Here is a 23,185-nt window from a genome sequence, read left to right on the forward strand (position 1 = left end):
GCATCTTCCTCCTTTCTTTTGACACGGCCATTTTTAGACCAGTTTTTTCAAAATGGAATGTCCGATTGTTCCTTCCGGCATGTTTACGCCGAAATTTTCTGCCACCGAAGCCCCAATAACCGCAAAGGTATCCTCGTTCTCCAGCGCACCGCCGCCTTCCATCTTTCTGGAATAGGCGATAAGCGGCACATATTCCCTGGTGTGATCCGTACCGGTGTAAGTCGGATCATTTCCGTGATCTGCCGTCAGCATCAGCAGGTCATCCTCTCTTAGTTCATCCAGAAGGATACCCAGATTCTTGTCGAATTTCTCGATCTCTTTTGCATATCCTTCTACATCTCTTCGGTGTCCCCAAAGTGCGTCAAAATCAACCAGGTTGACAAAACACAAGCCTCGGAAATCCTTTTTACACAGTTCGATCGTCTGCTCCATGCCATGCACGGAGCTGTTGGAATGATGGGTTTCCGTGATGCCCTCACCGCAGAAAATGTCGTGGATCTTACCCACTCCGATGACATCCAGGCCCGCATCCTTCAGAGCATTCAACGCAGTCGCACCAGTGGGCTTCAGCGCATAATCATGCCGGTTGCTGGTCCGTTTAAACTCACCTTTCTTTTTACCTACATACGGTCTTGCAATGACACGGCCCACACGCCATTCATCCTTCATCGTAATTTCTCTTGCGATCTCACAGCAACGGTATAGATTTTCCAGATCAAAGGTTTCCTCGTTTCCGCAGATCTGCAGCACAGAGTCCGCAGAAGTATAGACGATCATCGCTCCGGTGTTGATTTCTTCCTCACCAAGCTCTTCAATAATCTTTGTTCCGCTGGCGCTCTTATTGCCGATCACCCTCTTACCGCAGCGTTTTTCGAGTTCTTCGATCAGTTCCGGCGGAAATCCTGTATCCGTAAATGTCTTGAACGGTTTTTCGGTTTTAATCCCCATCATCTCCCAATGACCGGTCATGGTATCCTTTCCGTTACTTGCCTCCCCGAGACGCAGGTACCGCCCGGACGGGTCCGGAACAGGTTCCATCGCTCCGGCAGTATGGAGATTCAGCATGCCAAGCTTTCTCAGATTCGGAATGTCCAGTGTTTTCATTTTCTCCAGGATATGTCCGAATGTATCGACTCCCTCATCCCCAAACCTGGGAGAGTCCGGCATGGCACCAATTCCAAGCGAATCCAGAACGATCACAAAAATTCTCTTATATTCATTCATTTCACGCTCACCTCAATCTATGTTTCCTTACCTTCTGTCCAATTTTTCAAGCAGTCGTTTCTTCATTTCTTCATCCACAAACGCTGTCTTTGCCGCATTTTTCATCATATGTAAGATCTCTTCATCTGTAATTCCATAGGTTCTTTGAATAAAATCCAGTTCCTTCGTCAGAGACGTTCTGCTCACGGTCCGGTTATCCGTATTGATTGTGACCATTAATCCTGCATCCAGAAATTCTCTCAGCGGATACGCCTCGGTACCCGGAACCGCTTTTGTCTGCAAATTACTGATCGGGCACATTTCAATTCCCACACCGGCCTTACGTACCAGCTTCTGGATGTCCGGTTTTCCGCGCATGGCGATTCCGTGGCCGATTCTTCCGGCTCCCGCAAGCACAGAGTCTTCTATATTCTGCGCGTTTCCGCATTCACCGGCATGCAGCGTGAACGGCATTCCCAGCTCTTTAACCCGTTTAAACAGATTCATAAAGTCACTCATCGGGTAAACAGCTTCCGCGCCGGCCAGATCTGCAGCACAGACACCCTTGCCCAGAAATTCCCGGGCCGTCCGAATCATCTGATAATTTTCCTCTTCACTGTGATGCCTCATGGCACAGGTAATCACATTATACTCTACTCCAAAATCTTTTTTGCCTTTTTCCAGACCTTTCAGCAATGCAGAAATCACCTGACCGGTTCCCATTTCTTCTGTTACAGATAAAAGCGGGGCAAAACGTATCTCTGCATAGCAGACATTCTCCCGGCTCATCGTGCGAAGCACATCGTATCCCGCTCCTTCGAGGCCATCTTCATCTTTCAGGCAGGAACAGGGCAGGTCGAACTTCTCCAGGTATTCTGCCAGGCTGCGGCAGTCTTCCTCCACACTGAGTTCCCGTACGGAAACCGCTCTGCCAAGCCGCGTTCCGATAAATTCCCGACTCAGCGATCCGTCCAGATGGCAATGAAGCTCTATTTTAGGCAGTTTCTTTAATTCATCGATTGTCATCTTTTACACTCCTAATCTTTCTCGATCCAATTGCTCTGCGGTACGTTTTATCCATCCTGTCTTACGCCAGATTCGTCGGGCCAAATCCCTGCGGGAGCAGTTCTTTCAGTGTAAATATTTCATACTGCTCTTTACCGGTCGCCAGAATGATCTGAAAGGTTTCCGGGTCACAGAATTCCATCATGACCTGACGGCAGACGCCGCAGGGAGCCGCGTATTCTGTCAGGACTCCATCTTTTCCTCCCACAATACAGATTGCCCGAAACTCCCGCTCGCCTTCACTTACCGCCTTAAAAAATGCTGTCCGCTCTGCACAGTTTGTCGGAGTGAAAGCTGCATTTTCGATATTGCATCCTGTATAAAACTTTCCATCCTTCGTAAGCAGCGCCGCTCCGACTTTGAAGCCGGAATACGGTGTATAAGAATATTGAAGCTGACCGATTGCCAGTTCAATCATCTCTTCTGCCAGTTTTTTGTCCATCTGCGAACACCTCCATCTCTTAATATCCGGATGCCTCCTCGTTCTTCACGATCTTAACGATCCGGCTTGTTCCAAGCCGGTCTGCTCCCAGCGCCAGAAACTTCTGTGCATCATCCAGAGAGGAAATTCCCCCTGCTGCCTTCATCTTCACATTCGGACCGATATGTTCTGAGAAAAGCTGAATATCTTCAAAGGTTGCTCCTGCCTTCGAAAATCCGGTGGATGTCTTAATATAGTCTGCCCCGGCTTTTGTCACGATCTCGCACATTTTTATTTTTTCTTCATCCGTCAGAAGGCAGGTCTCGATAATGACCTTCAGAATCTTCTCACCGCAGGCTGCTTTCAGCGTACGGATTTCTTCTTCGATAAGATCGTACTTCTGATCCTTCAGCCACCCGATGTTGATCACCATATCAATCTCCGATGCGCCGTTCGCAATCGCGTCCTTTGTCTCGAATTCCTTCGTCTTCGTCGTCATATATCCATTCGGGAATCCGATGACGGTGCAGACCGCCATCTTCCCTTTAACATATTCACTCGCCTGCTTAACATAGCTTGGTGGGATACATACCGATGCTGTTCCATATTTTACAGCATCGTCGCAGATCTGCCTGATCTCCTCCCATGTAGCCTGCTGAAGCAGCAGAGTATGATCTACATGTTTTAAAATTTCCTTTACATCCATATCCTGTTTCTCCTGTTATTCTGTTATTCTGTTATTCTTCCATCTTCCCGGATCAGGCTGCGGATTGCCTCCACTGCCACCCGAATCGCCATATCGGTATCGTGCACGACCGGATTATCCAATCCAAGCTTTTCCCGTTCCTGATTTGCCACTACAAGGAAGCAGGAGCCTGCCCGAACATGCAGGCTGCTCGCCACGACAAACATCGCAGCCGATTCCATCTCGGATGCCAGACATCCCAGACGTTTCCATGCTTCCCATTTGTTCAGGAGTTCATAGCTGACCGGCTTCACCTCCGGCTCATGCTGTCCGTAAAAAGCATCCTTGCACTGTACCACACCTACATGGAACGGAAAACCTTTTTTCTTTGCCGCCTCCACGAGCGCGTTGGTCACATGCAGATCCGGTACTGCCGGAAATTCGATAGGCGCATATTCTTTGCTGGTGCCTTCCATGCGTATCGCCCCGGTTGCAACCACGATATCCCCGCTTTTCACGTCGGTCTGCATACCGCCGCAGGTTCCGATCCGGATAAAGGTATCTGCTCCGCAGCGGTACAGTTCCTCCATGGCAATGGATGCAGACGGCCCGCCGATTCCAGTCGAAGTCACACTCACTTTCACGCCGTCCAATGTACCGGTATAGGTCACAAATTCCCGGTTATCGGCGATCAAAACCGGATTCTCAAAATACTGTGCGATCTTCACGCACCGTTTCGGATCTCCCGGCATGATCACATATCGGCCGACTTCTCCCTGCGCCACCTGTATATGATATTGTCTGCTCGCATCTTCTGAATAATTCTTCATGTAAATCAAGCTCTCCTTTCTAACGTGCACCTTTGTCGTACGGGATTCCTTCCGCTTTCGGTGCCCTGGATTTCTTCGAAACAAATACCAGCACAACCAGAGATATAATATATGGAAGCATGTTATACACCGTGCTCGGCAGCTTCAGCGCTACCAGAAGATCAAATCCTGTATAAACATTGGAAAGCGCACGGAACAATCCGAACAAGAGCGCTGCAAGTCCGATATTGACCGGTTTCCACTGTCCGAAGATCATAACTGCCAGAGCCAGGAATCCGAAGCCCGCAACACCATTTTCAAATTTCCATTCACTGACACCTGCGGTGATGTACACCAGACCGCCAAGTCCGCCAAGAGCACCGGAGATCAGAACGCCCGCATACCGCATTTTATATACATTGATTCCCACCGAATCCGCTGCCTGTGGATGTTCGCCACATGCGCAGAGTCTAAGACCGAATTTTGTCTTATAGAGAACCACATATGCCGCGATCAGCACCAGCAGTGCGATCAGCATAAACCAGTTAAATTCAAATTTCCCGATATTTACAATAAACGCTTTCTTCGCATGTCCATAGGCAACCGTTGAAGATACATTATCTGCATTTTCCGCCGTATTGATTGCTCTTACAAGTACAACCGCAACCGCCGGTCCCAGAAGGTTCAGCGCAGTTCCAACCAGCGTCTGGTCTGCCTTAAACCGGATCGCCGCAACGCCAAGAAGCAGAGAGAAAATCATTCCGATCACCACACTGGCCAGGATTACAAGCAGAATCACAGCCGGAGCTGCTGTCCCTGACGGAAGGAATTTCATCATGAGTGCCCCGCCAAGTGCTCCCATAACCATGATGCCTTCCAGACCGATATTGATAACACCACTATGTTCGGAGAAACAACCTCCAAGTGCCACCAGCACCAGAACAGAAGCAAATATTAATGTATACTGAATCAATAACAACATTATGCTTCGCCTCCTTCCTGTTCTTTTGCGGCGCGCTTTTCATCCCGCTTGTCCAGATATCTGTTAAGCCAGATTTTGAAGAAAAGCACAAAGCCGCACATGTAAATGATGAATGCCGAAATCAGATCCGAAATCTGCGAACAGTACATCGTCTTATCCACATAGGTTCCACCGCTGGTAATATGCTGGATAAAATAAGATGAGAATATCGTTCCGATCGGATTCAGTCCGCCGAGGAACGCAGCCGCTATTCCGTTAAATCCCATAGCCGGAACACTGGTCTGCTGTACCATCCACTGCTCGATCCCACTCAGATAGAAGATCCCCGCTCCGAGCCCCGCAAGTCCTCCTGCGATCATCATCGTCAGGATCGTATTGCTCTTCTCATGCATACCGCAGTATTTCGCAGCCTGCTTGTTCAGACCGGTAGCTTTAAGCTCATATCCGAATTTCGTCTTCTCCATAACGATCCACACTACGATTGCGATGAGCACCGAAAATACGATTCCGATCGTCACGAACTGATTGTTGGAAAACAATTTATCCAGTCCCATCGTCGGAAGCAGCGCATCCTTATTCACACTGGAAAGCGGCCGCGTATACGGCGTGGACTGCTCTTTTACACCAGTCAAAAGCATATTCACACAGTAAAGCGAGATCCAGTTCAGCATGATACAGGAAATAACTTCATTTACATTAAAATATGCTTTCAACGCACCGGAAATCCCCCCGACAATTGCCGCCGCAAGCATGGCCGCAAGCAGGCATATATACCATGGCATATCGAATTTCAATCCGAAATAGAGACAGGCACCGGCACCAACTACATACTGACCGGCCGCACCGATATTAAATAATCCCACTTTATATGCAAAAAGTACCGATAATGCACACATTAAAAGTGCTGAAGCCTTTACCAGTGTCGTTCCCAGATATTTTTTTGCCGCCACCTCACTCGGATAATATAAAAAGTTCTTCAAAATAGCAACAATTGCTTTTCCTGCCCCTTTCGGGTTGATGATCAGAAGTACAATATAGCCGATCAGGAGACCAATGATAATACAGAGCAATGACGCCAGAATTGTCTGAAAACCGTTGTTCCTTAAAATACTTTGCTTCTTTTTCGGTTTCTTATCCATTGATTATGCCTCCTTTCTCTTAGAACCGGCCATATAGAGTCCCAGTTCTTCCACCGTAACATGCTTCGGATCGAATTCCCCTACGATTTCCCCTTCGTACATAACCAGAATTCTGTCCGAAACATTCATAACCTCATCCAGTTCCAGGCTTATGAGCAGAACGCCTTTCCCGGCATCTCTTTGTGCCACCAGTTCTTTATGCACATTCTCAATCGCTCCTACATCCAGTCCGCGGGTTGGTTGTACCGCTACCAGAAGTTCCGGATTCTTATCGATCTCCCGGGCTATGATCGCCTTCTGCTGATTGCCGCCGGACATGGATCTGGCTTTCGTGACTGGTCCCTGACCGGAACGGATGTCGTACTGTTCGATCAGATGCTCTGCATACTCTCTTATTTCTTTCCGTTTCAAAAATCCAAATTTGCTCGTGAACTGTGGTTCGAAATATCTCTGAAGAATCAGGTTGTACTCCAGAGAATAATCCAGAACCAGCCCATGTTTATGACGGTCTTCCGGGATATGGCTCATACCGGAAGTCAGACGTTTCCGAATCGGCATATGAGTGATATCCACCCCGTTCAGGGTGATCGTACCGCCGGTCACCGGTTCGAGTCCGGTAAGCCCATAGACAAATTCAGTCTGACCGTTTCCATCGATTCCTGCAATGCAGACGATCTCCCCTCTTCGAACCTGCAAAGATACCTGATTGACTGCATTATTCTTATGCCGCTTTGATGCCACCGTCATTCCCTGAATATCAAGTAATACTTCCTTCGGTTCAGCCGGCTTCTTTTCTACTACAAAATTAACATCCCGGCCTACCATCATCGCAGAAAGCTTCTCCGGTGTCGTGTCTTTGATATCTACCGTACCAATATATTTTCCTTTTCTCAGTACACTGCAGCGGTCTGCCACCTGCATAATCTCGGCAAGCTTATGAGTAATGAAAAGAATACTCTTTCCTTCTGCAGCCAGATTTTTCATGATCGTCATCAGCTCCTGGATCTCCTGCGGTGTCAGCACAGCAGTCGGCTCGTCGAAGATCAGGATCTCATTGTCACGATACAGCATTTTCAGAATCTCTGTTCGCTGCTGCATACCAACGGTAATATCCTCGACCAGTGCATCCGGATCCACTGAAAGTCCATACCGCTCCGACAGTTCCATAACCTTCTTTCTTGCCTCGGCTTTCTGAAGAAAACCTCCCTTGGTGGTCTCCACCCCCAGAATGATATTATCCAGAACGCTGAAACACTCAACCAGTTTAAAATGCTGATGCACCATTCCGATTCCCAGATCATTAGCATCATTCGGATCGTTAATGGTAACTTTCTTCCCGTCTTTGTGAATCTCGCCCTCCTCCGGCTGATAAAGACCAAAGAGTACGCTCATTAATGTGGACTTTCCTGCACCATTTTCTCCCAACAAAGCATGAATCTCACCTTTTTTCAACTGTAAAGTAATATTATCGTTTGCAATGATTCCCGGAAAACGCTTCGTAATATTCAGCATCTCAATTGCATACTCTCCCATCCTTTACACACCTCCTGTCATCGATTATCCTTTCCCTATTTTAAAAGGGAGCGGACCACCGCCCACTCCCCTTGCAGTTTCAGTTACATTTATTTAATGCTGCCGTAGTCATTAACTTTGATTGTCGTTGCCGGCATTGCCGTAATATCATTGGATACGGTAATTTCTCCAGAGTACATTGACTTCACGAGTGTGCGATAATCATCCTCCGTAAATCCGTCGCCCCACTGTGTGCTTTCAAGCGGAAGCTGAACATAGTTTTCTTCCGGATTTTCGGAAACCAGACCAAGATTATCGATCTTGCCTGCGTAGTCACTCCATTTGCCACCCTTAATATCTGTAAGAACCGTATTAACCGTTGCAGCAAGTCCCTTCATAGCAGAAGTAACTGTGATTCCTTCGCCGTATGCATCAATCGTAGGAGCCTGATCAGAGTCAACACCAATCACTTTACCTCCGGTCTTCACTGCTGCTTCGACTGCGGATGTCCAGATACCGCCGCCGCAGGCAAATACGATTTCCACATTCTTTGATCCATACCAGGTATCCATGTAAGCTGTGATATCAGCATCGCCATAGAACTGTCCACCGCATACATACTCGATTTCAATCTGATCTGCGATTCCAAGTTCTTCTGCCGCAGCGTTAGCTCCCTGCACATATCCGTATCCGAAACGTGTAACCGCCGGCACTGCCATACCGCCGAGGAATCCAAGGTGCTTATAACCTAATTTAACAGCTGCGTATCCTGCCATATATCCGGAAAGTTCCTCCTGATAGGTACAGCAGTAAACATTATCTGTGTTATAGTAATCTGCTACGTTGTAGTCGTCCGGATTGTAAGTGTATCCTTCTCCAACGCCCTTCTCACAGATATCTCCTGCTCCAACATCCAATGCAACAAATTTTACATCCGGATAGTTTTCAGACTGAGCAACTACCGTTCCTGCGAACATATATCCCGGCATAACAACGACATTTGCGCCATCAGCCACTGCCTGATCTACACTTGCGTTTCGCGCTTCATCCGAATCGCTCTCCGGCTTGTAGTAATTGAATTCCACATCGTTCTTTTCGCTCCAGGCTTTACAGCTCTCATATGTTGTCTGATTAAAGCTCTGATCTGTAATATCTCCGGAGTCGGTGATCATGGCAATCTGCATGTTTTCACCGGAAGTATCCTCTTTCTTTCCTCCGTCTGTACTACTGTCTGATGAGCCGCCGCATGCTGCCAGTGAAAATGCCATCATACCTGCAAGTAACACTGCAATAAGTCTCTTTTTCATAAAAACAGTTCCTCCTTCTTATTCATTGTTATTTTTGCCCTTTTGTCTTTCTTTATTCCGGTATCAGAAACACCCGGAACTGACAATCTTGTAGTAATTATGACATATGTCTCGATAATATCATAGGACTTGAGTCTCTTTTTTTGAAAATATTTTGCATTTTGTCGCAAATAGACATTTTTCCGCTTTGTTATTTATGCATTTTTTACAGTTCGTTTTTTAACCAAAAAGGATTTTGTCCCTTTTTGGAACTATCAACGCTTCTAACTTAAAGGGGCCGCCGAATCTCTTTGGAATATGCATGGCAAAAAGCGGACAGCTTACGCTGTCCACTTTCCCCTTAATGACAAATTTGCTCTATTCTTCTGCATCGTCTGCCTGTAATACTTCTTCGTATTTTTCAAGAATCAGTTTCTGAATACGCTCTCTCGTCCCGGAATTAATCGGATGTGCGATATCACGATATTCTCCATCCATCGCTTTCTTACTTGGCATTGCGATGAAAAGTCCTTTTTCGCCTTCAATTACTTTGATGTCATGAACAACAAACTCTTCATCCATTGTAATTGACACAACTGCTTTTAACTTTCCTTCCTTCGCTACCTTCCTCACGCGTACATCTGTGATTTGCATTTTTCTAGCCCCTTTCTCCAGTAATGCATACGACTAACCCTCTGGTCCTTATAATGCATACCTCTCGTTCTTTTCTACTACTACCTTCACACCATTTTCTCCAACGTGGCGCGTATTTGCCCGAATTGTGTCGCGACTTTCTACGATACAGTTTTCTATGTATGTATTATCCCCCAGATAAACATCATTCAGAATGATCGAATTCTTAATCACACAATTATTTCCGACAAATGCTTTCTTAAACAGAATGGAATTTTCCACTGTACCGTTGATGATACATCCGCTGGAAATCAGACTGTTCTTCACAACGGATCCCGGGTTATACTTTGCCGGCGGCAAATCTGTAACTTTTGAATAAATATCTGGGTGTTGTTTAAAGAAATAATTTCTTACTTCCGGTTTCAGGAAATCCATATTCGTCTTATAATAAGCATCTACTGTTGAAATATTGCTCCAGTAGCTATTTATTTTATAACCGTATATCTTCTTCAGATTCTTGTATCTGATCAGGATATCCGTTACAAAATCATGTCTCTCTTCTTCGGCGCTCCGTTCAATCAGTTCAATGAGCTGCCTTCTGCGGATCACATAAATTCCGGTCGAGATCGTCGTCGCATTCGTGATCATCGGCTTTTCTTCAAACTCCTGGATCCGCATAGTCTCGTCCATTTTGACCGTACCGAAACGTGTCGGATCCTCTCCCGGATCCAGATCCTTGCAAACCACTGTAATATCAGCCTTCTTAGCGATGTGATATTCCAGCACTTTATTATAATCCAGTTTATAAACGGCATCACCGGACGTAATGATCACATACGGCTCATGACACCTTTTCAGGAAATCGAGATTCTGGTAAATAGCATCCGCCGTTCCACGATACCAATATCCGTTATCCGCCGTTATGGTCGGCGTAAATACATAGAGTCCTCCCTGTTTTCTTCCGAAATCCCACCATTTGGAGGAATTCAGATGTTCGTTCAGTGAACGGGCATTATACTGTGTCAATACTGCTACCTTCTGTATATGAGAATTCGACATACTGCTGAGTGCAAAGTCAATACACCGGTAGCTGCCTGCGATCGGCATCGCTGCCACCGCACGTTTCTGGGTAAGTTCACGCATCTTGTTGCTGTTTCCGCCCGCTAAAATAAGTCCTACCGCTTTCATGATCTGTCACCCGCCTTTACTAATGCTCCGCCGCTTTCAAGAACGCCGTTTTCATAATCTTCCTTCATCGTAACTCCACTGATTGCAGTGTTTTTACCAATCTGGACACCGGACGGAATGACCGAGTTTTCTCCGATCGTCACAAGTCCGGAATTGTAAATATCGGGTCTGAGGCAGTTCGGTGCCTCACTTCCGATTCCCATTGTAACATTATCACCAACCGTGACATTCTCCGCAATAATGGCCTTGTCCACCACGCAGTGTTCACCGATCGTTACATCTTTCATAATGATCGAGTCACGCACCACCGTGCCCTTTCCGATCGTGACACCGGAACTGATCACACAATTGCGCACTTCTCCGTAAATCTCCGCACCGTCACCGATGATGCTCCGTTCAATGACAGACTGATCTGAAATGTATTGTGGCGGAATAATATCACTGTTTGTATAAATCTTCCAGAATTCTTCGTATAAATTAAATTCGGGAATGATATCGATCAGCTCCATATTGGCTTCCCAGTAGGAACTGAGTGTACCGACATCCTTCCAATATCCATTATACTCATATGCGAACAGTCTCTTATCATTCTGATGGCAATACGGAATGATATGCTTGCCGAAGTCACATCCCGGTTGATCGGAGAGTTTCAAAAGCGCATCCCTCAATACCGGCCAACTGAAAATATAGATACCCATGGATGCAAGATTACTCCGTGGATGTTCCGGTTTCTCCTCAAATTCCGTGATTCTGTTATCACCATCTGTAATAACGATTCCGAAACGGCTTGCCTCCTCAAGCGGAACCGGCATTGCCGCGATCGTCACATCCGCATGGTTCTCTTTATGGAAATCCAGCATCACCTCATAGTCCATCTTATAAATGTGGTCACCGGATAAGATCAGCACATAATCAGGATTAAAGGTCTCCATATAATCCAGATTCTGGTATATCGCATTAGCCGTTCCCGTATACCATTCACTGTTGCTGCTCTTTTCATACGGTGGTAGAATCGATACCCCTCCAATATTACGATCCAAGTCCCAAGGAATTCCGATTCCTATATGTGTGTTGAGTCGTAAGGGCTGATATTGAGTCAATACTCCTACGGTGTCAATTCCCGAGTTGATGCAGTTGCTAAGCGGAAAATCGATAATACGGTATTTTCCTCCGAAAGCCACAGCCGGCTTGGCTACCTTGGCAGTCAGTACTCCGAGTCTGCTTCCCTGACCTCCCGCGAGTAACATCGCTATCATCTCTTTCTTAATCATGTCGTCACCCCTTCTCAGTAATTCTAGTTCTTACATTATAACATATCGCCTTCGTATAGTGAACAATTTTTACAAAAAAAAATCGTTCGTCCCGTTCTTTTTATGAAAATATCACAAAAAGAAATCTCCTGTTTTTTCATATGTAGATTATGATATAATAATTTTACAAAAACCTTTAATATTATTATATGAGAATAGGAAGTGTATTTATGTATAAAATTGATTTTAATCATCCATGCCATGTTCACTTTATCGGAATCGGAGGCATCAGCATGAGCGGACTTGCGGAAATCCTCATGAAAGAGGGATTTACGGTATCCGGTTCTGACAACAAAGAGTCCTCGCTCACGGATCACCTCACCGATAAAGGTGCCGTTATTTTTTACGGCCAGAAGGCTTCCAATATAATCGACGGCATTAATGTCGTTGTTTACACCGCAGCCATTCACGAGGATAATGAAGAATTCATGGAAGCAAAGCGGCAGGGACTTCCGATGCTTTCCCGCGCTGAACTGCTCGGACAGCTTATGACCAATTACGATACGCCCATCGCCGTTTCCGGAACACATGGGAAGACCACGACAACGTCCATGCTGTCACACATTTTTCTCGCCGGAGACATGGACCCCACGATTTCCGTGGGCGGAATCCTCAAGGCGATTCACGGCAACATCCGTGTGGGAAGCTCCGGACTTTTCGTCACAGAAGCCTGCGAGTATACGAACAGCTTCCTGCATTTCTTCCCAAAGATCAGCGTGATCCTGAATATCGATGCCGATCATCTGGATTTCTTCAAGGATCTGGATGACATCCGCCACTCGTTCCGCCTTTTCGCAGAACTCCTGCCGGAAGACGGAACCCTGGTGATCAACGGCGACATCGAAAACCTCTCTTATATTACAGACGGACTTGCCTGTCGCGTTATGACATTCGGTCGGGAAGCTTCTCTTGATTACAGTGCTTCCGATATTCAATACGATGAACAGGGAAATGCATCCTTTGATCTCATCCGGCACGGGATACCGTCCGGGCATGTGACATTATCTGTAGGCGGAGAACACAATGTTTATAATGCGCTTTCCGCCATTGCTGTTGCGGATCTCCTGGGCGTATCAGCAGAAACGATACAGGAAGGCCTCCTTTCCTTCCACGGAACAGACCGCCGTTTTGAATACAAGGGAGAATTTAACGGTATTACCGTGATCGATGATTACGCACATCATCCCACGGAGATCGAAGCGACCCTGAAAAGTGCTGCCCACTACCCGCACAGAGAACTGTGGTGCATCTTCCAGCCCCACACCTACACCAGAACGAAAGCACTGTTCGATGAATTTGCACAGGCACTTTCACACACAGACCATCTGATCCTGGCAGATATTTATGCAGCGCGAGAGACTGATACCCTGGGCATCTCCTCAGAACAGCTTGCCCGTGCAGCCGCCTCTTACGGCTGTGACGCCATCTATCTGCCAAGCTTTGATGAGATAGAAAAATACGTCAGGGATCACTGTCAATCAGGGGACTTGTTGATAACTATGGGCGCGGGAGACGTTGTAAATATTGGGGAAGATCTCTTAAAAGCCTAGTTATCCCCATTATCCCCACAGTTTTATCAACAAAAAACATCAAATTCTCGTAAAATAATTCTTTTTCCTGCCGCAACTTCATGCTATGATTAAATGGCATCAAATTTACGAACATTAAAGGAGCAGGAACATGAGTGCATTGGTTTTGCGTAATCGTTTCCAGGGCAATACGACTCTGGTCGAGAATGAATTTATAGACAATTACATGGCGGCAGCGAACGGCGAATTTGTCAAGATCTATCTCCTCCTGCTTCGTCATATCAATAATCCGGACGTGTCCCTCAGCATTTCCAGGATTGCCGATTATCTTGAGAACACAGAGGGAGATGTTCTGCGCGCATTGAAGTACTGGGAGAAGCAGGGACTTCTGAGGTTGGAATATGATACGGATCAGAATATCATTGGTCTGGATCTGGTATCTCCTTCCGCACCAAATGCCGCACCCCCGGTCAGACCGGAACCGGTGCCCCATGAAGCACAAAGTACACCCGCACAGGCGGCGCCCGTTTCCAATCCGAAGTCTGTTGTGAACCGCAAGGAATTAAAGCAGATTCTTTTTGTCGCCGAGCAGTATCTTGGCAAGACTTTAAGCCGAACCGATGTGGACACAATTACCTATTTTTATGACACACTCGGCTTTTCTGCTGATCTGATTGAATATTTAATCGAATATTGTGTCGAAAATGGTCATCGGAGTATGCACTATATCCAGAAAGTTGCTCTGTCCTGGGCGGACGAGCACATCACCAGCGTGGAACAGGCGAAGAATACATCCGCGCTTTATAACAAAACATGCTACTCCATTCTGAATGCATTTGGAATCAAGGGCCGCGGACCTGCCGCTTCCGAATTAGAATACATACGCAAATGGACCGCAACCGACGGGATCGATCTGGAACTGATCCTCGAGGCCTGCAACCGTACCATGGCAGCGATTCATCAGCCCAGTTTTGAATACACGGACAAGATCCTTCAGAACTGGCGCAGCAGAAATGTACATACTCTCACCGATGTCCGTGTTCTTGACTCTGCTTACGAACAGGAAAAAAACGCCCAGAAGAAGAATCCGCGCCGCACACCGGTGCAGTCTGCGCCATCCAAATTCCGCAGTTTCGAAGAACGCTCCTATGATATGGACGAATTGACGAAAGAATTACTGCGAAGCAACTAAGAAAGGGAGAATACCGTGCCGTTAACCAATTCGCAATATAATACGCTGATGCGTATCTATGAAGAGAAACAGGTACGCAGCCGAGACCGCCTGAATCTTCATTTTGAACGGGTATATGAGGCCGTTCCGGAAATAAAATCCCTGGATGATTCTATTTCCTATTACAGCGTACAACAGGCACGCAAGCTGCTTTCCGGAGATGAAAGTGCTTTGCCTGCGCTGAAGAAACAACTTCATGAGCTTTCCCAGAGAAGGACACAGCTTCTTGTGGAGAATGGTTTTCCGGCAGATTATCTGGAAGCCACTTACGAATGCCCCGACTGCAAAGATACCGGTTATATCGGTAACCAGAAATGCCATTGCTTTTTAAAATCAATCATTGATTTGTTTTATACTCAGTCGAATCTGAAGGGAATTCTTGAGCATGAGAATTTTGACACTTTTTCATTCGACTATTATTCCAAAAATTATATAGATCGTTTGTCCGGACAGACTTCGCGGGCTCTTGCCGAAAAAGCCTACTTTGAGTGTATGAATTTCATCCGCAATTTCGATACCGCCCATGAAAATCTGCTTCTGTTTGGCACTACCGGAATCGGAAAGACGTTTCTCTCCCACTGTATTGCCAGAGAAATCATGCAGTCCGTACATTCCGTTCTTTATCTGACTGCCAGCGAACTTTTCGATTCGCTGCTTGACAAAACCCTGAATAAAACTGACGACAGTCAGTTATTATATGAACAGATTCAAACTTGCGATCTGCTGATTATTGATGACCTGGGAACGGAACGCAATACAGATTTCGTCGTTTCCCAGCTGTTCGTGTGTCTGAATGACCGTATTCTGAATAACCGCTCCACGATCATTTCCACGAACCTCACCCTTGAAAAGATTAAGTCCAACTATACGGAACGGACTTTTTCCCGTATCAGCAATCATTACAAAATTCTTCGCCTTGCCGGCGATGACATTCGTATTCAAAAAAAACTAATGAACAGGGAGGAACTCTAAATGTTACACCGCAAAGAACGTATTCTTGACAATATTCCGGTAGGGTCACTCGGCATTATCGCCGTTGACGGCTGTCAGGAAATGGGCACCCGCGTAAATGACTACCTGGTAAGATGGCGCAAAGAGGACGAAAGTGCCAACAAAGATCATATTGTTTTCAACGGATATGAGAAGGATACTTATCTCATTGATGCAAAGGTTCCACGTTTTGGTTCCGGAGAAGCAAAAGGAATCATTGAAGAGTCCGTAAGGGGAATGGATCTCTATCTGATGGTTGATGTCTGCAATTATAGTCTCACCTACTCCTTGACCGGTAATATCAATCATATGTCTCCGGACGATCATTTCCAGAATCTAAAGCGTATTATCGCTGCTGTAGGTGGAAAAGCCCGCAGATTGAATGTTATTATGCCTTTCCTCTATGAGAGCCGCCAGCATAAGAGAAGCGGACGCGAATCACTGGACTGTGCTCTTGCGCTGCAGGAACTGGTCCGCATGGGCGTTGACAATATCATCACATTTGATGCACACGATCCCCGTGTACAAAACGCAATTCCACTCAGTGGTTTCGAGACGATACGTCCGACTTATCAGTTTGTGAAGGGTCTATTAGATAACGTAAAGGATCTTCAGATCGACAGTGAACATATGATGGCGATCAGCCCAGATGAAGGCGCCACCGAACGTGCAATCTACCTTGCGAACGTACTTGGTCTTGATATGGGTATGTTCTACAAGAGACGTGATTATACCCGCGTTGTGGATGGCCGCAATCCGATTGTCGCACATGAATTCCTTGGCTCTTCTGTGGAGGGAAAAGACGTCATTATTCTGGATGATATGATTTCTTCCGGCGACAGCATCCTCGATGTAGCCGGACAGCTCAAGGCAAGAAAAGCAAAACGAATCTATGCGGCTGCTACCTTCGGTCTCTTTACAAACGGTATGGGTAAATTTGACAAAGCATACGAAGACGGTCTGCTCGATGGTGTTCTGACAACTAACCTGATCTACCAGTCACCGGAGCTTTTAAGCCGTCCATATTACATCAACTGTGATATGAGCAAATACATCGCTCTTGTAATTGACACCCTGAATCACGACGGATCTATCAGCAGTATTCTTGATCCAAGCGAACGTATTCAGAACATTGTTCAGAAATACAAGAATGGGGAAGATTTCTAAATTTTAATATAGGTATTCCTTATCACAAAAGGCTGTGTGAAAAACTATTGTCCTCGTTTTCACACAGCCTTTTTTCAATACCAATATACAGCCCTTATAAACATATCTTATGATACGAAATCCCGTTTCTTTTCAAAGCTTCTTCTTCTCTACTCTGGCATGTAAAGATCAGTACCTGCTTCCGATTCCTTTCCAGCCAACGCAGTACCGCGCTCAGGCGCCGGTCATCATAACAGACAAACGCATCATCAAAGACCACAGGGAATTCTTCTTCATGGAGAATCTCCGCTGCAGCCATACGAAGAGCAAAATAAATCTGTTCCAGCGTTCCCTTACTAACCTGATCCATTGTGATGATTCTGCCTTCCACCAGAAGCTGTACACGCATTGCATCGTCCACCCAGACCTTTTCATATACGCCTTCCGTCACCTCACACAGGATCTCGGAAACACGACAGTTCAGTCTCTGTCCAAACCTGCCCTGCATTTCTTTCGACAGCTGATTCATTCGTTCCGCCGCAATCTCATAGGCCCGGCGATGTTTTTCCAATTCTTTGATGTCGTCACCGACTTCATCCATCTCATCCAGTTGTTCTGACAGATTCTCATACTGTACCTTCTTCTCACGGCACTCCTCCCTAAGCCGCTCCACCTGCCACCTGAGCTTTTCGGTATCTGCTTCCATTTTCTTCTGCTCCTGCGTCTTTTCCTCATCTTCCGCTTTCTTTTTGCGTCCGTCTTTCATACGGTTCCACAAATGCATCCCCTCTGCAAGCGCAATCACAATTGTAATCAGGAAATTCCATGGACGTTTAAAGAGTATAAAGGATAAGATCACCGCCAAAAGCATTGCCAAAAGCACAGCCGGATGAACACGCCAGTTGGAAAAAACACCCTTCCCTGCTTCTTCCTCCGCCGCCTTCCGCAGCTCTTCTCTTCTTTTCCCACAGCTTTCCATTCTGTCGTTCCAGGCATCTTCTGCCTGCTGCAGATCCTTCTCCAGCCGGTGCAGATCCCGCCAAACATAAGAAATCTCCAGCTCAATCTTCTCCCGTTTTTCCTGTTTCTGCCGTCCGTGTTCACGAATTGCTTTTTCCGTCTCTTTTTTTCTCTCGCCTAAAAGTTCCAGTGCCGCCGATAGATTCATTTCACCATTGCCGGTCGCATAATAATTCGCGGCATAATCTTTAAGCCTTGCCGAAAGCGCCGCTGTTGTAGCGGCACGCATCTGCCCCACCGCCACGGTATTTTCAAAATCCGCCTCAGTCATTCCGTCAAGTAGTACATCCAGATCCCCATGCTCCAAAGAAAGCTGTTCCCCGTCATCCTCACAGAAGAGCAGTGCACTCTTCGCGTACTTGTCAAAATGTCGCTCCAGACGGAAATTTCGTCTGCCACAGGTAAACCGAATCACCCCCGCATAATAATTCGGGTTCTCCCATGGTTCATATCTGCTGAAGGTGTCGTTGGCCGCCGCTCTTCCCCGTCCGCGTTCCATCCCAAAAAGCATCCCTTTTAAAAATGTATGAACCGTCGTCTTTCCGACACCATTTTCCCCATAGATCAGATTCATTCCATCCGAAAACCTGATATTTTTATTTGAGAACTTTCCAAAGTTCTCCAGCACCAGCTCTTTAATCTCCATTTTCTATCCCCTTTTCGTCTCCAGAAGCGCTTTCACGCCCTCAAAAAGCGCCAGAGCTTCCTCACTTCCTTCCGGACTTTGTTTCAGACTTTCGATGTATACTCCCAACAAATTATCTTTGTTCTGCTCCGCCAACATTTCAAAGTCATACGCAGGTTTTGTCTCGTCCACAAATTCAAGTACATTTCCATATGCATCCATTCCAGAGACATCATACACCTGATCCGGACTGCGATATCCGTCAAGTATAATCTTGTACAGATTCTGTGTTCCTCCGGAGACGATCATCTGTGCAATCTTCTCCCTTAATTCTCTTCCTGTCATCTGCTCTGTAGTTTCCACTTTCATATGAACATACTCCCGGGACGCAAACGGAACGAATTCTGTCTTGACGGATTTTCCTCGAATCTCTCCGATTATATATCCATGTTTTCCGACATCATTCTTGTCTGTCGGTTCCAAAGACCCCGAATAATAGATATGGTTTTTCTCAATCTCCATCGGCCGATGTATATGCCCGAGTGCTACATAATCATACCCCAAGTTCATAATATTGTTTCTTTGAATCGGGATATGCTTCTCATCCCCGCCATGGGCTATCAGGATCTCAACCGGCTGTTTCTTCTGTGGAAACGCATCGGTATACAGTGCTTCACGGATTTCTTTCTGCCCGTAACTGAAACCATAGACGCTGGTTCCCAACTCCTCAAATTCCACAAATCCCATAGTCTGCTCCAGCAACGGATAGACCTGGCTTTTCCACTGATATGTAAGATAATAAGAAGATGGTTTTAGATAATCGTGATTCCCAGCGATGAACACGATCTTTGTGTGCGTTAGCTGTGAAAAAAGATAATCCACTTCCTTCAGTTCCCTAAGAAGAGGCTGTCTGTGAAACAGATCTCCCGCAATCAGAAGAAGATCCACCTGTTCTTCCTCACACACCTTAACCAGACGTTCCAGACTGTTCCACAATTCTTCCGCCCGTCTCTGGCTATACGCGCTTCCTGCGTCTGGCGATGCTCCAAGATGGATGTCTGCTGTGTGTATAAACCTCATCAATCTCCCCCTCCTTTTCCATCGGCAAATCCACGATCATCCGGGTTCTTCCGTCTTCACTTTCGGCGCGCATCGAGCCACCATGCAGTTCTACGATTTCTTTCGCGATAGCAAGCCCCAGCCCGGCACCACCCGTTGTACTGGAGCGCGCCGCATCTGCCCTGTAAAATTTATTAAAAATCTTTTCCAGCTTATCTGCCGGAATGGTATCTCCTTCATTTTCAAAAACGATCTCAACAATCTGCTCCTTTTGCCGGGCCAGTATTCGAAGTTCTGTATCGCTTCGGCAGTAGGCAATCGCATTTCTCAGAATATTGTCAAATACTCTGGCCAGTTTATCCGGATCTCCCTTGATCAACAGATTCCCCTCCGTCTGAACTGTGCAGATGAGATTCTTTTCCTGCAGGACCGCATACAATTCATCCGCGATCTGCTCCAGCATCATATCCAGATCCAATTCCACCGGCTCCAGTGTAATATCCTGAAGATTCAGACGCGTGATCTCAAAGAATTCATTGATCAGATCGCCGAGACGGATCGCCTTCTCCAAAGAAATGTGCGTATACCTGGCCCGTTCTGCCTCCGACATTTCCGGATTCGTATCCAGCATCGTCAGATACGCCACCACCGAAGTCAGCGGTGTCTTCAGATCATGCGCCAGGAACAATACCAGATCATTTTTCTTCTCTTCGATCTCCTGCGCTTCTTTTTCCTGTTTTTTCAGTGTCTGCTTGATTTCATTCAGACGATCCTCCAGCGGTTTCAATTCCGTGATAAGCCGGATGGGCTGATCCGAATCAGAGAGAATGTTCTCGATTCCATCACCGATCTGATCCATGTATCTGGTCATTTTCGATAGCGCAATATAGAAGAATAGCGAAAAAAGAGCCAGAAATCCCAGAATCATAAAAAATACTTTGTTATCCCCGATCAGCAGCCAGTACAGATGAATGGCCGTTCCCTCTTCCACATGCAGGGTTTCCATCAGCTTCAGAAACAGATTTGCAAAGCTGTCGTTATACACGCCGTCGATCACATACTCCAGAATCACACCGCCTACCAATACCGTGAGTGCTGTCACAAAAACCGTCTGAAGCAAAATACTGAGTTTTAATTTACGGTAATTATTCTTCAACCTTATACCCAACTCCCCACACCGTCTTGATAAAGTCCGATTTTCCGGTAGGACCGCTCATTTTCTCGCGCAGATGCCGAATATGAACCATGACGGTATTATTGCTGTTTTTATAGTAGTTTTCATGCCAGACCGATTCAAATAACTCCTCCGAACTGATCACCTTCCCACGGTTCTCGCAGAGCAGCCACAAAATATCAAATTCAATCGGAGTCAGCGTCAACGACCGCTCATTGTATGTACATTCATGTGACTGCTTGTTCAGAACCAGCCCGCCGAAATCAATCACATCCCCCTCGCTCCTGCTCTTATCATTGTACTGCGTATAGCGGCGCATCTGCGCTTTCACTCTGGCGACAAGCTCCAACGGATTAAACGGTTTCGGGATGTAATCATCTGCTCCCATTGTAAGTCCGGTAATCTTGTCCAGATATTCCGTTTTTGCCGTCAGCATAATGACCGGAAATGTGTATTTCTCCCGGATTTTCTTCAGAATAGTGAAGCCGTCGATATCGGGAAGCATCACATCCAGAATGGCCAGATCAATTCTCGTGCTCTCAATACAGTCCAACGCATCCTGCCCCGTATAAAACTTCAGGACATGGTATTCATTCTGCAGATACAGCTCCACGACATCTGCAATCTCTTTTTCATCATCCACAATTAATATTGTATTCATACTCCTTCCTCCTTCTCTTATGCCACCTCAAGCCTTCTTCTCATCTTTCCACTGATGTACAGAGTAAAACATCGCCGCAGCTGGCGCCTCTTAAGCCTCCATCTGCGGCGTTTTCTCACTTTCTAAAGTTCACAGTTATTAACCGTTCTCGGGAACGGAATCACATCGCGAATATTGGACATACCGGTGAGATACATGATGCATCTCTCAAATCCCAGACCAAATCCTGCATGTCTTGTGGAACCATATTTTCTCAAATCCAGATAGAACTGATAATCTTCCGTTTTCAGGTTCAGTTCCTTCATACGGGCAAGAAGCTTGTTGTAGTCATCCTCCCTCTGACTTCCTCCGATGATCTCACCGATTCCCGGAACCAGACAGTCCACAGCCGCAACCGTCTTGTTATCATCGTTCATCTTCATATAGAACGCTTTGATCTCCTTCGGATAATCTGTCACAAATACCGGGCGCTTGAATACCTGTTCTGTCAGATACCGCTCATGCTCGGTCTGAAGATCTGTTCCCCAGGATACCTTATATTCAAAATTCTCATTATTCTTTTCCAGAATCTCAATTGCTTCGGTGTAAGTCACACGGGCAAACTCAGAATTAACCACATTATTCAGCCGCTCCAGAAGCCCCTTGTCCACAAATGAATTGAAGAAATTCATCTCTTCCGGTGCATTTTCCATCACGTAACGAATAATATATTTCAGCATGCTCTCTGCAAGTATCATGTCATCATCCAGATCCGCAAATGCGATCTCCGGTTCGATCATCCAGAACTCAGCCGCATGGCGGGTTGTATTGGAATTCTCTGCACGGAACGTAGGCCCGAAGGTATAAATATTCCGGAACGCCTGTGCAAATGTCTCTCCGTTCAGCTGTCCGCTTACCGTCAGATTGGTTTCCTTATTAAAGAAATCCTTTGTGTAATCTACAGTTCCGTCCGGATTCTTCGGCAGATTCTCCAGATCCAGTGTGGTAACGCGGAACATCTCTCCCGCTCCCTCACAGTCACTTCCGGTGATCAGCGGTGTATGCACATACACAAATCCTCTTTCCTGGAAGAATTTGTGGATCGCATACGCGGTCAGGGAACGAACACGGAATACAGCCTGGAATGTATTCGTTCTCGGGCGCAAATGTGAAATTGTTCTCAAATATTCGAAACTATGGCGTTTCTTCTGAAGCGGATAATCCGGAGCAGATGCTCCTTCAATCTCAATCTCTTCCGCCTGAATCTCAAAAGGCTGCTTTGCTTCCGGAGTTGCCACCAGTGTTCCCCTTACAATAATGGCTGCCCCTACATTCAACTTGGAAATCTCTGCAAAGTTCGGCATTGCATCGTGATAAACCACCTGCAGCGTTTCAAAGAATGATCCATCATTTACAACGATAAATCCGAAAGATTTGGATCCGCGCACACTGCGAACCCAGCCACCAATCGTGACTTCCTTGTCCAAGTATTCTTCCCGGGATTTGTATAGTTCTTTAATCGTTATTAAATTCATTGG

At 46.3% G+C, this 23,185-nt stretch carries 21 protein-coding genes; 4 read left to right on the forward strand and 17 right to left on the reverse strand.

The features are described from left to right. Nucleotides 1-33: 33 nt before the first annotated feature. The 12 genes from ACTNBR_RS08280 to ACTNBR_RS08335 all read right to left on the reverse strand — a co-directional run bounded on the left by ACTNBR_RS08280 (nt 34) and on the right by ACTNBR_RS08335 (nt 12,194). Nucleotides 34-1,224, reverse strand: a complete 1,191-nt coding sequence (locus ACTNBR_RS08280) for a phosphopentomutase (protein WP_427807475.1) — start codon at nt 1,222-1,224, stop codon at nt 34-36. 27 nt (nt 1,225-1,251) lie between these two features. Beyond that, a complete protein-coding gene (add, locus tag ACTNBR_RS08285; protein ID WP_427807477.1) occupies nt 1,252-2,229 on the reverse strand; it encodes an adenosine deaminase in 978 nt (325 codons plus the stop codon). A gap of 61 nt (nt 2,230-2,290) precedes the next feature. Further along, nucleotides 2,291-2,710 carry a cytidine deaminase gene (locus ACTNBR_RS08290; RefSeq protein ID WP_427807479.1) on the reverse strand — a complete coding sequence of 140 codons (420 nt, stop codon included), beginning with the start codon at nt 2,708-2,710 and terminating at the stop codon, nt 2,291-2,293. Between the two features lie 19 nt (nt 2,711-2,729). Next, nucleotides 2,730-3,395, reverse strand: a complete 666-nt coding sequence (deoC, locus tag ACTNBR_RS08295) for a deoxyribose-phosphate aldolase (RefSeq protein ID WP_427807481.1) — start codon at nt 3,393-3,395, stop codon at nt 2,730-2,732. A gap of 23 nt (nt 3,396-3,418) precedes the next feature. Further along, nucleotides 3,419-4,204, reverse strand: coding sequence for a uridine phosphorylase (udp, locus tag ACTNBR_RS08300; RefSeq protein ID WP_441017660.1), 786 nt, complete (start codon nt 4,202-4,204; stop codon nt 3,419-3,421). Between the two features lie 19 nt (nt 4,205-4,223). After that, nucleotides 4,224-5,165: an ABC transporter permease gene (locus ACTNBR_RS08305; protein WP_427807485.1), complete on the reverse strand. Its 942-nt coding sequence runs from the start codon at nt 5,163-5,165 to the stop codon at nt 4,224-4,226. Next, nucleotides 5,165-6,304, reverse strand: a complete 1,140-nt coding sequence (locus ACTNBR_RS08310) for an ABC transporter permease (RefSeq protein ID WP_441017658.1) — start codon at nt 6,302-6,304, stop codon at nt 5,165-5,167. Before ACTNBR_RS08310 ends, ACTNBR_RS08305 begins: the two co-directional genes overlap by 1 nt. A gap of 3 nt (nt 6,305-6,307) precedes the next feature. Then, complete coding sequence (locus tag ACTNBR_RS08315; protein ID WP_427819546.1) at nt 6,308-7,837, reverse strand: ABC transporter ATP-binding protein; 1,530 nt, start codon at nt 7,835-7,837, stop codon at nt 6,308-6,310. 89 nt (nt 7,838-7,926) lie between these two features. Beyond that, nucleotides 7,927-9,123, reverse strand: coding sequence for a BMP family lipoprotein (locus ACTNBR_RS08320; protein ID WP_427807490.1), 1,197 nt, complete (start codon nt 9,121-9,123; stop codon nt 7,927-7,929). Between the two features lie 357 nt (nt 9,124-9,480). Then, on the reverse strand, nt 9,481-9,756 hold the full coding sequence (gene spoVG / locus ACTNBR_RS08325) for a septation regulator SpoVG (RefSeq protein ID WP_427807492.1): 276 nt from the start codon (nt 9,754-9,756) through the stop codon (nt 9,481-9,483). Nucleotides 9,757-9,804: 48 nt separating this feature from the next. After that, nucleotides 9,805-10,923: a glucose-1-phosphate adenylyltransferase subunit GlgD gene (gene glgD, locus ACTNBR_RS08330; protein WP_427807494.1), complete on the reverse strand. Its 1,119-nt coding sequence runs from the start codon at nt 10,921-10,923 to the stop codon at nt 9,805-9,807. After that, nucleotides 10,920-12,194 (reverse strand): glucose-1-phosphate adenylyltransferase, encoded by a 1,275-nt coding sequence (locus tag ACTNBR_RS08335; RefSeq protein ID WP_441017656.1) that lies wholly within the window; start codon nt 12,192-12,194, stop codon nt 10,920-10,922. The genes glgD and ACTNBR_RS08335 overlap by 4 nt, the downstream gene beginning before the upstream one ends. 209 nt (nt 12,195-12,403) lie before the next feature. Between ACTNBR_RS08335 and murC the strand changes: the two genes are divergently transcribed. The 4 genes from murC to ACTNBR_RS08355 all read left to right on the forward strand — a co-directional run bounded on the left by murC (nt 12,404) and on the right by ACTNBR_RS08355 (nt 17,150). Further along, complete coding sequence (gene murC / locus ACTNBR_RS08340; protein ID WP_441017654.1) at nt 12,404-13,783, forward strand: UDP-N-acetylmuramate--L-alanine ligase; 1,380 nt, start codon at nt 12,404-12,406, stop codon at nt 13,781-13,783. A 130-nt stretch (nt 13,784-13,913) separates the two neighbouring features. Next, nucleotides 13,914-14,954, forward strand: a complete 1,041-nt coding sequence (locus tag ACTNBR_RS08345; RefSeq protein WP_441017652.1) for a DnaD domain protein — start codon at nt 13,914-13,916, stop codon at nt 14,952-14,954. Nucleotides 14,955-14,969: 15 nt separating this feature from the next. Continuing rightward, complete coding sequence (locus ACTNBR_RS08350; RefSeq protein ID WP_427807502.1) at nt 14,970-15,965, forward strand: ATP-binding protein; 996 nt, start codon at nt 14,970-14,972, stop codon at nt 15,963-15,965. Beyond that, on the forward strand, nt 15,966-17,150 hold the full coding sequence (locus ACTNBR_RS08355) for a ribose-phosphate pyrophosphokinase (RefSeq protein ID WP_441017650.1): 1,185 nt from the start codon (nt 15,966-15,968) through the stop codon (nt 17,148-17,150). 94 nt (nt 17,151-17,244) lie between these two features. Here the strand turns inward: ACTNBR_RS08355 and ACTNBR_RS08360 are convergent, their stop codons facing one another. The 5 genes from ACTNBR_RS08360 to asnS all read right to left on the reverse strand — a co-directional run bounded on the left by ACTNBR_RS08360 (nt 17,245) and on the right by asnS (nt 23,182). Next, on the reverse strand, nt 17,245-18,795 hold the full coding sequence (locus ACTNBR_RS08360; RefSeq protein ID WP_441017648.1) for an ATP-binding protein: 1,551 nt from the start codon (nt 18,793-18,795) through the stop codon (nt 17,245-17,247). A 3-nt stretch (nt 18,796-18,798) separates the two neighbouring features. Continuing rightward, nucleotides 18,799-19,854: a metallophosphoesterase family protein gene (locus tag ACTNBR_RS08365; protein ID WP_427807508.1), complete on the reverse strand. Its 1,056-nt coding sequence runs from the start codon at nt 19,852-19,854 to the stop codon at nt 18,799-18,801. Beyond that, complete coding sequence (locus ACTNBR_RS08370) at nt 19,790-20,989, reverse strand: sensor histidine kinase (RefSeq protein WP_427819537.1); 1,200 nt, start codon at nt 20,987-20,989, stop codon at nt 19,790-19,792. Before ACTNBR_RS08370 ends, ACTNBR_RS08365 begins: the two co-directional genes overlap by 65 nt. Beyond that, nucleotides 20,979-21,668: a VanR-ABDEGLN family response regulator transcription factor gene (vanR, locus tag ACTNBR_RS08375; protein WP_427807512.1), complete on the reverse strand. Its 690-nt coding sequence runs from the start codon at nt 21,666-21,668 to the stop codon at nt 20,979-20,981. Before vanR ends, ACTNBR_RS08370 begins: the two co-directional genes overlap by 11 nt. Before the next feature lie 122 nt (nt 21,669-21,790). Beyond that, complete coding sequence (gene asnS / locus ACTNBR_RS08380) at nt 21,791-23,182, reverse strand: asparagine--tRNA ligase (protein ID WP_441017646.1); 1,392 nt, start codon at nt 23,180-23,182, stop codon at nt 21,791-21,793. Between the last annotated feature and the right edge of the window lie 3 nt (nt 23,183-23,185).

It is taken from the genome of Bariatricus sp. HCP28S3_F11 (assembly GCF_052065395.1).
GTDB lineage: Bacteria > Bacillota > Clostridia > Lachnospirales > Lachnospiraceae > Allocoprococcus.